The 13,512-nt window shown below is 68.5% G+C and carries 13 protein-coding genes and 4 tRNA genes; 6 read left to right on the forward strand and 11 right to left on the reverse strand.

Annotated elements, in window-relative coordinates; genetic code table 11:
* Positions 1-16: 16 nt before the first annotated feature.
* Positions 17-322, reverse strand: coding sequence for an SCP2 sterol-binding domain-containing protein (locus BJP32_RS02205; protein WP_024354161.1), 306 nt, complete (start codon positions 320-322; stop codon positions 17-19).
* Positions 323-520: 198 nt separating this feature from the next.
* Between BJP32_RS02205 and BJP32_RS02210 the strand changes: the two genes are divergently transcribed.
* Entirely contained in the window at positions 521-703 is a 183-nt protein-coding gene (locus tag BJP32_RS02210) for a hypothetical protein (RefSeq protein WP_046654169.1), read from the forward strand.
* 24 nt (positions 704-727) lie between these two features.
* Here the strand turns inward: BJP32_RS02210 and BJP32_RS02215 are convergent.
* Positions 728-819: transfer RNA gene (locus tag BJP32_RS02215), tRNA-Ser, on the reverse strand.
* A 252-nt stretch (positions 820-1,071) separates the two neighbouring features.
* On the opposite strand from BJP32_RS02215, the gene BJP32_RS02220 reads away from it, so the two are divergent.
* The 4 genes from BJP32_RS02220 to BJP32_RS02235 are packed head-to-tail and all read left to right on the forward strand — an operon-like array spanning position 1,072 to position 5,835.
* On the forward strand, positions 1,072-2,502 hold the full coding sequence (locus tag BJP32_RS02220) for an exopolysaccharide biosynthesis polyprenyl glycosylphosphotransferase (protein WP_233126675.1): 1,431 nt from the start codon (positions 1,072-1,074) through the stop codon (positions 2,500-2,502).
* Positions 2,502-3,953 carry a lipopolysaccharide biosynthesis protein gene (locus BJP32_RS02225; RefSeq protein ID WP_076222684.1) on the forward strand — a complete coding sequence of 484 codons (1,452 nt, stop codon included), beginning with the start codon at positions 2,502-2,504 and terminating at the stop codon, positions 3,951-3,953. The genes BJP32_RS02220 and BJP32_RS02225 overlap by 1 nt, the downstream gene beginning before the upstream one ends.
* Positions 3,950-4,885 carry a glycosyltransferase family 2 protein gene (locus tag BJP32_RS02230; RefSeq protein ID WP_046654171.1) on the forward strand — a complete coding sequence of 312 codons (936 nt, stop codon included), beginning with the start codon at positions 3,950-3,952 and terminating at the stop codon, positions 4,883-4,885. The genes BJP32_RS02225 and BJP32_RS02230 overlap by 4 nt, the downstream gene beginning before the upstream one ends.
* The gene (locus tag BJP32_RS02235) at positions 4,882-5,835 is read left to right on the forward strand and encodes a glycosyltransferase family 2 protein (protein WP_046654172.1); all 954 of its coding nucleotides are present in this window, start codon (positions 4,882-4,884) and stop codon (positions 5,833-5,835) included. Before BJP32_RS02230 ends, BJP32_RS02235 begins: the two co-directional genes overlap by 4 nt.
* Before the next feature lie 6 nt (positions 5,836-5,841).
* On the opposite strand, the gene BJP32_RS02240 is transcribed toward BJP32_RS02235, so the two are convergent.
* The gene (locus BJP32_RS02240; RefSeq protein WP_076222686.1) at positions 5,842-6,543 is read right to left on the reverse strand and encodes a hfsB; all 702 of its coding nucleotides are present in this window, start codon (positions 6,541-6,543) and stop codon (positions 5,842-5,844) included.
* Positions 6,544-6,590: 47 nt separating this feature from the next.
* Positions 6,591-8,033 carry a chain-length determining protein gene (locus BJP32_RS02245; RefSeq protein ID WP_040345626.1) on the reverse strand — a complete coding sequence of 481 codons (1,443 nt, stop codon included), beginning with the start codon at positions 8,031-8,033 and terminating at the stop codon, positions 6,591-6,593.
* Positions 8,034-8,159: 126 nt separating this feature from the next.
* On the opposite strand from BJP32_RS02245, the gene BJP32_RS02250 reads away from it, so the two are divergent.
* Entirely contained in the window at positions 8,160-8,882 is a 723-nt protein-coding gene (locus BJP32_RS02250; protein WP_003165337.1) for a polysaccharide biosynthesis/export family protein, read from the forward strand.
* A gap of 323 nt (positions 8,883-9,205) precedes the next feature.
* Here the strand turns inward: BJP32_RS02250 and BJP32_RS02260 are convergent.
* From BJP32_RS02260 to BJP32_RS02290, 7 genes are all read right to left on the reverse strand, one after another.
* Positions 9,206-9,282 (reverse strand) — tRNA-Pro (locus tag BJP32_RS02260).
* 67 nt (positions 9,283-9,349) lie between these two features.
* The gene (locus tag BJP32_RS02265) at positions 9,350-9,826 is read right to left on the reverse strand and encodes a DUF192 domain-containing protein (protein ID WP_233126677.1); all 477 of its coding nucleotides are present in this window, start codon (positions 9,824-9,826) and stop codon (positions 9,350-9,352) included.
* A gap of 26 nt (positions 9,827-9,852) precedes the next feature.
* Positions 9,853-10,374: a cold-shock protein gene (locus BJP32_RS02270; protein WP_003165339.1), complete on the reverse strand. Its 522-nt coding sequence runs from the start codon at positions 10,372-10,374 to the stop codon at positions 9,853-9,855.
* A gap of 202 nt (positions 10,375-10,576) precedes the next feature.
* Positions 10,577-10,651, reverse strand: a tRNA-Glu gene (locus BJP32_RS02275).
* 196 nt (positions 10,652-10,847) lie between these two features.
* Positions 10,848-10,922: transfer RNA gene (locus BJP32_RS02280), tRNA-Glu, on the reverse strand.
* 116 nt (positions 10,923-11,038) lie between these two features.
* Positions 11,039-12,841, reverse strand: coding sequence for a single-stranded-DNA-specific exonuclease RecJ (gene recJ / locus BJP32_RS02285; RefSeq protein ID WP_076222688.1), 1,803 nt, complete (start codon positions 12,839-12,841; stop codon positions 11,039-11,041).
* Between the two features lie 159 nt (positions 12,842-13,000).
* Positions 13,001-13,468: a hypothetical protein gene (locus tag BJP32_RS02290; protein WP_046654178.1), complete on the reverse strand. Its 468-nt coding sequence runs from the start codon at positions 13,466-13,468 to the stop codon at positions 13,001-13,003.
* Positions 13,469-13,512: the final 44 nt, after the last annotated feature.

Genomic DNA, 13,512 nt, shown 5'->3' on the forward strand with positions numbered 1-13,512 from the left:
AAGCCTCAGCCCGCGCTCAGCCCTTGAGCAGCGGCGCCAGCTTCTGGGCGATCATCATGTCGCCCGCGATCTTCAGCTTGCCCTGCATGAAGGCCATCATCGGGTCCAGACGGCCCTCGGCCAGGGCGACGAAGTCGTCCCACTTGATCGAGACGGTGGCGTCAGCCGGCTTGTCGTCGTTGCTGACGGTGTTCGGAGCCGAGGCGCCGTCGATGAAGATCTTGCCGTCATCGCCGAAGTCCAGCTTCACGGTCTTGCCCAGACCCGAGTTTTCGCCGACGGCGGCGCGGATCTTGTCGGTGGCGAGGGCCAGATCGGCCATGTGCGTCTCTCCCGTTGAGAAGTTGAACCACACGCCTAACCCGCGCGCCGGGCGGCGCCAAGATCACGCAAGGGAAGGTCAGGCCAGGAAGCCCCTGCCGCGCCGGTTCCATCACCTGTGGTCCAGCTTACATGAGTTTGCGTTCAGCCCTGTCGAGATGGCCTAGAAGTTGCGCGTTTGCGTAACAAGGACTCGCCAATGACCCGCCTGCTCACCCCGGAGGAAGTTCGCCTGGACCAGTTGTGGCGCGAGCACTTCGGCCAGCCCCTGCCCATGATCGGCGCCCCCGAGGTCGCCCGGCGCATCCTGCGACAGCACGGCGTCGCCGTGCGCCGCCCCAGCGACGCCAAGACCGCCGCCCCTTCGGAGGGCCGCGACTGACGTCTGAGTTTTCGGAAAGAAATCTGGCGGAGACGGAGGGATTCGAACCCTCGGTACCCCTTACAGGGTACGACGATTTAGCAAACCGTTGCCTTCAGCCACTCGGCCACGTCTCCGGCAGGCCGCGTGGATAGCGAGTCGCGCGACGCTTCGCAATGCGGAACTGACGCCCTTTGTGTTAACCCGGCATAAGAGTGGCATGTGACACGGGGTTCGCACCCTATTTTGCTCGATATCGGGAAAAAGACTTGGCCATCACCCCTGCTGACACTCTGGGCTCTGCGACAGAAGGCGCACGCGCGAATCGCGCAGCGCTGGTCGAATCGCGCGCCCCGGCGGGGCGTGCGGGTCGGGCTCGACGCGGCCCCTTGCGGCCGGACGTCTGGCTGAACACCCGACAGCGCGCGGCCGCGCGGCGGCGCGTCTTCTACTTCCGCGGCGTCGACATCGTCGCGTCGAGCTTCCTCTGCCTTGTGGCGATCGGCCGCATGAACGCCGGCGGCCTGGCGCAGGTCACCCTGTTCGAAGCCGCGCCCATTCTGATCGGCGCGCTGATGACCCTGGGGCTGATGCGGTCGCTGGGCCTGTATCGTTTTGACAATAGCCGGGCGCCCGCGCGCCATCTGGCCGGGGTCGCCGCCGTGGCGGGCGTGGGCGGCGCGGTCGCCTGCCTGCTGGGTCTGGCCTTGCCCAATAACGAAACTCCGCTGGCGGAATACGGCTGGTGGGCGATCGCCTCCGCAGTGCTGCTGACCGGCCTGCACACGATCTGGCGGATGCTAGTGGCCCAATGGCGCAGCCGGGGCGATCTGACGCCCAACGTCGTCGTGGTCGGCGCCACCCGCCATGCCGAATCCCTGATCCGCGAGGCGCTGGACCGGCGCGACCTGAATATCCTTGGCGTGTTCGACGATCGGCTGGCCCGCACGCCCGACGCCCTGGCCGGGGTGCCGGTTCTGGGCGGGACGGACGCCCTGCTGGAGCATCGGCTGACGCCCTATATCGACCGCGTCATCCTGGCCATCGACCCCAAGGCCGAGGCGCGCGTCCGCGCCCTGACGCATCGGCTGGAAGTCCTGCCCATCCCCCTGACCCTGCTGGTCGATCCCAAGGGCGCGGCCCAGCGGAACGAGGCGCTGGAAAAGCTGGCCTCGGCGTCCCTGCCCCTGCTGGGCGGCGCGGTGGACGGAGAGCGCCGCGCCTTCAACAAGCGCATTCTCGACATCATCCTGTCCGCGCTGGCCCTGGTCGTGCTCAGCCCTGTGCTGTTCCTGATCGGACTGGCCGTGCGGATGGACAGCAAGGGGCCGGCCCTGTTCCGCCAGCGCCGCCACGGCTTCAATCAGGAGGAGATCGTGGTGTGGAAGTTCCGCACCATGCGTCAGGAAGCCTCCGACGCCACCGCCAGCCGTCAGGTGACCGCCGGCGACGACCGAGTGACGCGCCTGGGCAAATTCCTGCGCGCCACCAGCCTGGACGAACTGCCGCAGCTGGTGAATGTTCTGCGCGGCGAGATGTCGCTGGTCGGGCCGCGCCCGCACGCCATCGGCATGAAGACCGGCGACGCCGAGTCGGCGCGTCTGGTCGCCGAGTACGCCCATCGCCACCGCATCAAGCCCGGCATGACCGGCTGGGCCGCCATCAAGGGTTCGCGCGGGCCGCTGCATACGGCGGATGAAGTGCGCGACCGGGTTCAGCTCGACATCGAATACATCGAGCGTCAGTCCTTCTGGCTGGATCTATGGATCATCGCGGTGACCGTTCCCGTGCTTCTGGGCGACCGGATGGCCGTGCGCTGATGTTCTGGAGGGGGGTGTTCGGCTACCTGCCGGCCAATATCGTGCAGGGCGTGGTCGGGTTTCTGACCATCATCATCTTTACGCGCCTGTTGTCGCCCGAGGATTTCGGCCGCTACGCGCTGGCCTATTCGGTGCTGACGCTGGCCCATGTGGCGACGTTCAGCTGGCTGGAAGCCTCCATGGCCCGCTTCTGGGCGGCCCAGTCCGACGAAACGCAGATGGCCGGGCATTTCGCCAGCCTGTATCGCGCCGCCTTCCTGATCACCGCCGTCTTCGTGCCTGTAGCCGGGTTGTTGGTGTGGCTGTGGCCCATGCCGGACAGCTTCCGCCTGCCGCTGGCCGTGGCGCTGGCGGGGATTCCCGTGCGCTGCTTCCTGAAGCTGGCGCAGGAACGGTTCCGCGCAGCGGGCGAGGTCGGTCCCGCCGCCGCCATCGACATCTGGAGCGCGGTCGCAGGCCTGGCCTTCGGCGTCGGCTTGGCCCGGCTGGGGATGGGGGCCGAGGCGCCGCTGGCGGGGATGTTGCTGGCGCCGTTGGCCGCCCTGCCCTTCGTCCTGCCCGCCGAACTGCGCGAGGCGAAGCGGGGACGGCTGGATCGCCAGCGACTGAAGGCCTACGCCGTCTACGGCTATCCGATCGCCGTCGGTCTGGGGCTGACCGTGGTGCTGGCCTCGACCGACCGCTTCCTGCTGGCCCTGTTCATGAACGAGGCGGCGGTCGGCGCCTATCACGCGGCCTACAGCATCGCCAACCGGACGCTGGACGTCATGTTCGTCTGGCTGGGCGCGGCGGGCGCTCCGGCTCTGGTCATGGCGCTGGAGCGCGGCGGGCACGAGGATCTTCAGGCAGCCGCGCGCGAGCAGGCCTCGACCCTGGTGCTGATCGGCCTGCCCGCCGCCGTGGGCGTGGCGCTGGTGGCGCGGCCGCTGGCCGAGTTCATGATCGGCGAAGACCTGCGCACCGTCGCCGCCTCGGTCACGCCGTGGGTGGCGCTGGGCGCCTTCCTGTCGGGGATGACGACCTATTATTTCGGACAGGCCTTCACCCTGGGCCGCCGCACCGGCTGGCTGCTGCTGGCCATGAGCATTCCGGCGGGCAGCAACATCATCCTGAACGTCCTGCTAATCCCGCGCTTCGGCGTCATGGGGGCGGCGTGGGCGACGGCGATCAGCTTTGCGCTGGGTCTGGCCGCCTCCATGACCATCGGGCGACGCATCCTGCCCCTGCCCGTGCCGTGGAACGCCCTGGCGCGATGCGGTCTGGCCGCCGCCGCCATGGCGGGCGTCGTGATAATGCTGCCGCCGATTGGAGGCTTCCTTGAGCTGATGCTGGACGCAGGCGTCGGCATGATCGTCTACGGCGTCGTCGCCTACGCCCTGAACGCGGCCGGGGTGCGCGACCTGAGCGTGCGGCTGAAAGCCTTCCTGCGCGCACGGAGGCAGACAGCATGAGTCTCGCGATTCATCACGACAGCTCAGCGTGGGCCGAGGCGCAACCGATCCTGTCGGTGCTGATCCCCTTCCTGCGCGACGATCCGACCGACCTGTTGCAGCGTCTGGACGCCGAGGCGCAGGCGCTGGCCGGACAGGCCGAACTGATCGTTCTGGACGACGGCACCAAGGACGCTGAACTGACAGCGCGCCTGAGCGCCCTGATCGACGGCATGGCCCTGCCCGTGCGCCTGATCTCGCTCGACGCCAATCAGGGCCGTTCGGAAGGCCGCAACCGCCTGGCCCAGGCCGCGCGCGGTCAGACCTTCCTGTTCCTCGATAGCGACATGCGGCCCGACCATCCGGGCTTCCTGAAGACGTGGGTCGATCTGGCCCGCGACGCGCGCCCGGCGGTGGCCTTCGGCGGCTTCTCCCTGTTGCAGGCGCCGCAGGACGCACGCTTCGCCGTCCATCGCCACATGGCGGCGCGGTCCGACTGCATCCCCGCGGCCCAGCGCGCCGAACAGCCCGAAAAATACGTCTTCACCTCAAACCTGCTGGTCCGCCGCGACGTCTTCGATACGGAGACCTTCGACTCCGGTTTCAGCGGCTGGGGCTGGGAAGACGTCGAGTGGGCCATGCGCGTCTCGCGCAGGTTCGAGGTCGTCCATCTGGACAATCCCGCCACCCACATGGGTCTGGACACGGTCGAGGCCCTGGCCGCCAAATACGAACAGTCGGCGCCGAACTTCGCCCGCGTCGCAGCGCGCCACCCCGACTTCGTGTCGGCCTACCCCAGCTATCGCGTCGCCAAGGCGTTGAAGGCCGTGCCGGGACTGAAGGCGCTGCGCCCCCTGATCAAGGGCGCCGCCCGCGCGCCTGTCCTGCCGACCGGCCTGCGGGCCTTCGCCCTGCGCCTGTATCGCGCGGCCCTCTATGCGGAGGCGATATGAGCGCGCCCGACGTCGCCGTCGTCATCCCCACCATGCGCCGCCTGGACAGCCTGACGCGCGCCCTGCGCTCGGTGTTTGCTCAGAAAGACGTGGCAGGTCGGCTGCGTGAGATCGTCGTCGTCGACAACGACCCCGAGGTCAGTTCGCGCGAAACGGTCGAGGCCCTGCGGCCTGAATCGCCCGTCCCGCTCATATGGACCCATGCGCCGCGCCCCGGCGTCGCCACCGCGCGCAACACGGGACTGGCCGCCACCTCAGCGCCCCTGATCGCCTTCCTCGATGATGACGAGGCCGCCTCGACCGACTGGCTCGCCGCCCTGTTGAGCGCCCAGGCGGCCACCGGCGCCGACGCCGTCTTCGGCCCCATCCGCGGACGCGTGCCCGAGGGCACAGGCTGGACCACGCCCTATCTGGAGCGTTTCTTCGGCCGTCACGGACCGGACCGGGACGGCGTGCTGGATCACGCCCACGGTTGCGGCAACTCCCTGCTGGTTCGGGCCACGGCCCTGCCCGGCGACCAGCCTTTCCATGTCGGGTCGGATCAGATCGGCGGCGAGGACGACGTCCTGTTCGCCGCCCTGCAGGCGCGCGGAGGACGTTTCGCCTGGGCCTCCGACGCCTGGGTGGATGAGTTCGCCCCGCCCCATCGCGCCACCCTGCGCTACGCCCTGACGCGCGCCTTCGCCTATGGCCAGGGGCCCAGCCAGACCGCCGCAGAGGCGAAGAACTGGCCCGGCGTCGCGCGCTGGATGGCGGTGGGCGCGGCGCAGACGGCGGTCTGGGGCGCGGCGACGCTGGCGCTCAGCCTGACCCGTCACGCCAGGCGCGCCGACATGGCCGACCGTACGGCGCGGGGACTGGGCAAGATTCTCTGGATGAAGGGCTTCGAGCCGCAGTTCTACGGCCAACGCGAGTTGGACCGACTGAAACGCGCGGCCGAGCAGGGCTAGTTCGGCTTAGCCGATGAACCGCTTGAGCAAGGCGGGCGGCTTCCACCTGGCCCGGTTCATCACCACCCCGGCGATGCGGCCGCCCTGGGCGTCGATCTCGTCACGCAGGGCGACGGGCCCAGCCGCGTCGGTCGTCTCGGCCGCGACCACCAGGACAGTGGCGTCGGCCAGCGGCGCCAGGGTCAGGATCATGTCGCTGCGATCCGCCGCAGGGGCGTCGATGACCACGGTGTCGGCGTGTGCGCGCAAGCGGGTCCAGTAGCGGGCGTCGTTGATCGCCTCGGCGCGTTGACCGGCGCGCAGGATTTCGTTGTGGAACCGCGTGACGTAAAGGCGGCCGCCCAAGCAGGTCTTGGCCGTCATCAGCCGCCCCGGCGCCACAGGCCGTCCTTCGCGATCCCGCATCGGCGGCGTCACCGCATAGAAGGCCGATCCGTCCGGCGAGGCCTGAACCGCCGGCCCCAACCGCCCGAAGCGGTCCGGCTGCGCCGCCACCTGCTCCATCTGCGCCTGCTGCGTCAGATCGCCGTCGAGCAGCCACGCCGGGCGACGGCCCCGCACGGCGGCCATGCGGGCGAACTCGCGCGCCACGGTCGAAACGCCCTCGCCCGTCTGGGCGGCGGCGAACAGGATCACGCGGCCGCGATGCGCCGGCGCTGGTCCCAGCGCCGCCCACAGTCCCGCCATTTCCGTCGTCAGATCGACCATGCGAATCGTTACGTGCGCCCTTTGACCCAGCCTAGCACGCGCAGGGCTCAGGCGCTCTTGGCGGGGGCCACGGCCAGGACCGGCGCCTGCAGCGTGCGGCTGAGGGTCGCCGGCATGACGAAGCCGCGCTGCAGGAAGACCCGCAGCAGGCCGACGCACAGGGCCGTGAACCCGGCGAAGGCCAGGACGGCGATCATAAGCGGGAAGCGCAGGCTCTTGCCCTTCGACGGCGGTTGGGCGCGTTCGATGACGGTGACGTTGTCGGCGCCCGCCTTGACCAGTTCGTTGTCGGCGCGGCTCTGCGTCTCGCGCTGCTGGAACTCACGGATCGAGGCCGTCAGCACTTCACGGTTGCCGGCCAGGGTCGAGTTGCGCGACTCCAGCTCGGTCAGACGCGCCTGACGCGCGCGCAGGTCGCCCAGTTGGCGATCCAGCACCGCCAGGCGGGCGCCCAGGGCGTCCCGCTCGGCCTGGGCGTTGATGCGGGTGGTCTCCAGCTCGACCCAGACGGGGTTCGGCCCCGTGCGGACTTCCTTGGCGCCGACGGCCGTGCCCGAGCCGACATAGGCCTGAAGCTGGGCGATCTTGGAATCGATCTCGCGCACCGGCTGGGCGTCGGGCTGGTAGCGAGCCAGCAGGCTCTCACGCTCGGTGCGCAGTTGCAGGATCAGGTCTTGAGCCGAGACGTTCAGATCCTGATACAGGGCCACCTCGGCCGGGGTGCGCGCCAGTTGCGCCACCAGGGTCGCCAGCCGCTGCGAGGCCTGCTGCAACTGGGCCTGGACGCCCATACGCTCGGTGAAGACGGACTGATAGCTGTTGGCGACCGTGGACTTGGCCGTGGTGAAGTCGCCGATGGCGTTGGTGCGCAGGAACTCCTCATAGGCGCGATCGGCGTCGGCCAACTCCTGCTCGAAGGTCTGACGCTGGGTGCGGATGGCCGAGGTCGCGCGGTCCTGGAAGACCTCGCGGCGATAGGTCAGATACTGGTCGATCACCGTGTTCAGCACGCGCGCCGACAGAGCCGGATCGCCGCTCTTGTAGCTCAGACCCACGACGGGGCTGAGCGGCGTGACCTCGACGCCCAGACCCGACGCCACCGAACGGATCGCCGCCGCTTCCTGACGCGCCGGGCTTTCGGTCGAGGCCACGCCGCCCTGGAAGCTCTCGACGCCCAGGGCTCGCACCACGCGGCGCTTGACCTCAAGGCTGTTCAGGATGGCGGCCTCGGACTGAGCCACCTCGCTGGCCGAGGGCGGCATGGCGCGTTCGCCCATGCCCACGCGCGGCTGATAGACGTATTCCTGACCCACGCCGACAAACAGGCTAGCGCCCGCCGTGTAGGTCTTCTTCATAGTCATGACGACGGCCGCGCCGATGGCGGCGATCACCAGAAAGATCACGATCATCAGCACTAACTCGCGGAACAGCAGGGCCACGACGTCGACGACGCCGTAACGGGGACGAGCTGCTGCGAGGGAGGAACGCATGAAGATCGATTTTCTCGGTCAATGACTGTTGTGCGCCACACTGAGGGCCACGCGTTAACCACGCGTTACCTATAAGCCGTCAGCTTTGCCGAAGACGAAAATTCTCCGCCTGGACCGTCCCCGACCATGGATCTTGATCGCCGCCTCATCCTCATGGCGCTGGCCGCCGGACTGGCCGGATGCGCCGGCGGCGCCCCTGCGGGCGGCGCCCGACCGCGTCCTACCGTGGTCGACGACTTCCCGCCCAACCTGCCCTTCGCCGACTGGACCGAGGTGGAGCCTGAATACCGGCTCTATCCCGGCGACGATATCGAGGTAGCCTTGCCGACCGCGTCGGAACTGACGCGCCAGTTGAAGATCGCGCCCGACGGCCGGGTCTCCCTCCCTCTGCTCGGACACGTCATGGCGGCGGATCGCAGCCTGTCCGAGCTGGAGGCCGACATCTCCTACGGCTACGCCCCCCACCTGCTGCGGCCCGAGGTCGAGGTGACGCTGCGCCAGGCCGGCCCGATGAAGGTCTGGGTCGACGGCGAGGTGCGCAATCCCGGTATGTTCGACATGCCCGGCGACATCGACGCCTATCAAGCCATCATCATGGCCGGCGGCGTGCTGCCGTCCGCCAGATCCTCGCGCTGCGCCCTGATACGACGCGGCCCCGGCGACGTCCGCATGATGAAGGTGATCGACCTGAGCGCCCCTCGCGCCGAGATCACGCCGATGCGGCGCGGCGACATCATCTTCGTGCCGCGCTCGACCCTGGGCGAACTGGCGGCCTTCTTCACCCAGTTCCGCGCCGCCCTGCCGATCGGCTTCTCCTACGCCATCAACGGCGGCTACGCCTCGACCTGACGGTCGTCGCTGAACCAAGTAGGCACAGCCTTTACGTCAAGCTTGAAGGCCAATGTTCGCTCCAAACCAGACGTGGCGCGCTATTCACCTGCGAGAAGCACGGTCGGCAATGCCGCCTGGCGCTCGCCCCTTTGGTTCCGCAGCCTGTACTTGCTTTGATACGAACGGCGCTGCTTCGCGACCTCGTACAGGACGATACCCGAGCTCGTCCCGAGATTTAAACTCTCAATCATGCCGAACATCGGCACGCTGACGCATGGCGCCAGCGACAGTCGCACATCGGCTGTCAAATGGAAGACCTCCGCCTGAAGGAGGCTAAACCGTGGTCGGGGCGAGAGGATTCGAACCTCCGACCCTCTGGTCCCAAACCAGATGCGCTACCAGGCTGCGCTACACCCCGGACCGACGGAGCGCTCTCATGGCACGAGCAGGCGGCCTCCGCAACGGATGAGGCGTCCTATTGTGGCTCAGGGACGAAAGAAGGGGTGCTTAACCTGATCGCCGGGCTTGGCGCCGATCTCATCCGTGCGGCCGGCCCGCAGTTCGAGCACGCCATTGGCCGCGCCGTTCGAGGGAAGCGGGGCATCGGAGTTGGGCGTGGCGTGTTTGGTGATCGAAACGATTCGCCCGCGCGGGTCGATGTAGATGATGTCCAGCGAGCTGGGCGTGTTGCGCATCCAGAAGCTCTGCTCGCCCGCCGCGGGGAACTGGAACAGCATCCCCCGGTCGTCAGGAAGCGGCGGACGGAACATCAGGCCTCGCTGCCGCGCCTCATCGTCGTCGGCGATCTCCACCATGAACTTGTGCTCGCCAGAGGCCGTGACGATCGCCAGCGGCTCCAGCGGGCGGCCGTTCTCATCCAGCGGCCCCTTCTTCGCGCAGGCCGTCGTCGCGGCTGCGGCCGAAAGCGCCAGGATCAGCATGAGACGCCGGCTGTGGTTCATGTCTTCGTCCCCCTAGCGGACGAGTCTCACCCGCCCGGTCTGATATCGGCCACGACCAGCCCCTTGGGGCCTTCCGCGAAACGCACGTTCACCGGATCGCCCGGCAACAGGTCGTCCAGACCGCAGCGGCGCAGCGTCTCGACGTGGACGAAGATATCGCCCGCCTGACCGTCGCGCACGACGAATCCATAACCCTTGGTGCGATTGAACCATTTGACGACGGCGGCTTCCAGCGGCCCGTCAGGCAGGCCTTCGGGTCGGGCGTGGGCCGAACTGCGCGTCAGCTCCCGCCGAGCCGGCGCGGCGCTGGCTTCCAACTCCACGATATTAATCACCTGCCAGCCCTTGGCCCGCTTGGCGCATTCGCAGACGATGGCCGCGCCCTCGCCCGCCATCTCATGGCCCGCGTCGCGCAGGCTGGTGACGTGCAGCAGCACGTCGCGTTCCTCGGTCAAATCCGGCTGGTCCGGCACGATGAAGCCGTACCCCTTGCCGGCGTCGAACCATTTGACCCTTCCGACGACCTTTACGGTCTCAATCGGCTCCATCACGTCAATACTCGCCACCTTGAACCCCCGCCCGCGACAACGCGGGTCAGCTACACTAACACGGTTCTTTCAACTCGGACAGACAAGTTGCCCTTTTTGCGCCATATTGTCGACAAGCAAATGTCGCGCACGCGAAAAGGCCGCGCGAAGGGGCTCGGTGAAAGAGATAACGATGACGGGAGAAGGAGTTATTCGCTCCGCGTGGCAGTCCCTAGGGGAATCGAACCCCTCTTTTCAGGTTGAAAACCTGACGTCCTAACCGATAGACGAAGGGACCGCTGCGCGGAGGAGCGGCCTGATAGCCGTCCCTTTTCGGCGACGCAAGAGGGCGTCGCGCGCTTTTTCAAAAAAACGACAGAGCCGCCGTTTCAGCGCCCGATCACGGCATCGCCCAACATCCAGACGGCGGCATCCAGGCGCGCGAAATCACCGCTGGAAACGTTTTCGATTGTCGGGGGAAGGATAACTCCGCGTGGCAGTCCCTAGGGGAATCGAACCCCTCTTTTCAGGTTGAAAACCTGACGTCCTAACCGATAGACGAAGGGACCGCTGCGCGGAGGACCGTGTAGATAGCCGCCGATTCCGCTTATGGCAAGCTCGGCGAAGCGGATTTGTGCGACTTTTTCAAAGACCTGCGTCGTTTCACGGCCAAGGCTGACTGTCCTCAGGCCATGCGCGGGTCGGCGACGTCCTCGATCTCGAACTGCACGCCGCGACGGCCGTTCCAGTCATCCGCCCGAAGCCGCCCGACCACGTTCAATCCCCCCTGCCCCGCCAGCAGCGCCTTGCCCGTCGGCAGGTCGGCGCAGCGCCAGGCGATGGCCCGCACCGAGGCGCCGTCAGGGCCGACCAGGCGGCACCGCACATGGCCGCCGTTCATGGCGACCGGCTCGCGCGCCTGAACCCCTTCCAGCGCGAACAGAGGCTCCGGGTTGGCGGGGCCGTAGGGGGCCAGTTGCTCGAACGCCTCGAACAGATCGCGGGTGGCGGCGCGCGGGTCGATCAGGGCGTCGACCTCGACCCAATCCTGGGCCACGGCCTCGACGCGCTCGGCCGACAGGCGCTCGTTGAGGAAGGCGCGCAGTTCATCGATGCGATCCGCCGCCACAGTCAACCCCGCAGCCATGGCGTGTCCGCCGCCCGCGATCAACAGGCCCTCATTCCACGCCGCCTGCACGGCCCGGCCCAGATTCATGCCGGGCTGCGAACGGCCTGAGCCCTTACCGACGCCGTTGACGGCGTCGACGCCGATGACGATGACGGGTTTTCTCCAGCGTTCGCGCAGGCGTCCGGCGACGATGCCGACCACGCCGGGGTGCCAGTCCTCGCCGCTGACGACCACGGCGGCGCTGTCGTCGGCGTGGGCGCCGGTCGCCTCGACGCGACGGACGGCCTGTTCGGTGACTTCGGCCTCGACCTTGCGCCGGGCGACATTCAGGGCGTCCAGTTCCTGGGCCAGCATCCGCGCCTCATCGGGATCGTCGGTGGACAGCAGGCGCGCGCCCAGATCCGACTTGCCGATGCGGCCGCCCGCATTGATGCGCGGGCCGAGGATGAAGCCCGCGTGGTTGGTCTTGGCCGGTCCCGGCTCGGCGCCCGCCGCCGCCAGCAGGGCGCGCAACCCCGGATTGCGCCAGTGCGACATGACCCCCAGCCCCAGACTGGTCAGGGCGCGGTTGAAGCCGGTCAGGCCCGTCACGTCGCAGATGGCGCCCATGGCGGCCAGATCCAGCCACTGGCGAATGTCCGGCTCGGCCTTGCCCTCGAACAGGCCGCGCCCGCGGGCCTCGCGGTTCAGGGCGGCCAGCAGGACGAAGACCACCCCCGCCGCCGCCAGATTGCCCTGCCCCGAACCGCATCCCGGCCGGTTCGGATTGACCACGGCTAGGCAGGCGGGCGGCTCTTCGCGCATCATGTGGTGGTCGATGACCACGACCTTCAGGCCGATGGCCGCCGCATGGGCCACCGCCTCATTGGCCGCCGCGCCGCAGTCGACGGTGATGACCAGATCGGCGCCGCGCGCCTTCAGCGTATCGAAGGCCCGCGCGCTGGGGCCGTAGCCCTCGGTCAGGCGGTCGGGGACATAGATGGGCAGGTCCGCGCCCAGGGTACGGAACCAGCGCACCAGCAGGGCCGCGCTGGACGCCCCGTCCACGTCGTAGTCGGCGAAGACGTGGATGCTGGCCTGCGCCTGAAGCGCGTCGACGATGGCGGCGGCGGCGGCGTCCATGTCCATGAAGCTGGACGGATTGGGGAACAGCGCCTTGAGCGTCGGTTTCAGGAAGTCGGCGCCCTGTTCCGCCGCCACCCCGCGCGACGCCAGCGCCCGCGCCAGCGGCTCGTCCAGACCCAGCGCCTGGATATGCGCCCGCGTCACGCCCGCCTCGGCCGGGCGCAGCCGCCAGGCTCGGCCCGACAGGGATCGGGATACGTCGAGGAAGGCGGGCGAGACGGCGCCGTCAGCCATCAGCGCACGCCGCCGAGACGGCAAAAGGGTTCAGACGGGACATGGGCCATGACGGCTCCTCGCACTCAGGTCGGCGAAACGCGGCCGGAGCGGCAGGATCGCCGGATTCGCCAAGACGGGCGACGAAAGCCAAACGGCGACCTTGGGCCGCCGCCACGACTATTGCGGACGCGGCCGGTCGATGGGAGGCGGCGCCTTGGCGCGCTGACGCAACGCCTCGGCGTAGGCCTCGACCTCTTCCGCCGTGCGCGCCGTTTCAGGCGACATCTGGCTGGCGTCAATGCGGCGGTTGATCGATTCGGCGAAGACGGCCGGGTCTTCGTTCAACGTCCACTCGATGCGCGCGACCTCGGCGCCCAGAGCGGCGCTGCGCCCCTGCAGGGTGGCGACGCGGCCGGCGATCTGTTCCGGCCCCGGCAAGGGCTGGCTGGAGCGCGGAAAGTCCGCCCAGCGCGGATACTGGCGGTTCTCGTCCACCAGTTGCTGCACGCGCGGCGCCAGGGGCGAGGTCGGGTCGGTTTGAGGCGCGAAGGCGCTGACGCAGCCGCTCAGCAGAGCGGCTCCACCCAGCATTGCCGCCAGACCTGTCTTTTTCAGCATCAGCACGTTCATTTCCTGCAACGACATATGCCATCATCGCGCCGGGAGGAAGGCGTGCGCGTCGCGCGCCC

Source organism: Brevundimonas sp. ZS04 (genome assembly GCF_001956865.1).
Classification (GTDB): Bacteria; Pseudomonadota; Alphaproteobacteria; order Caulobacterales; family Caulobacteraceae; genus Brevundimonas; species Brevundimonas diminuta.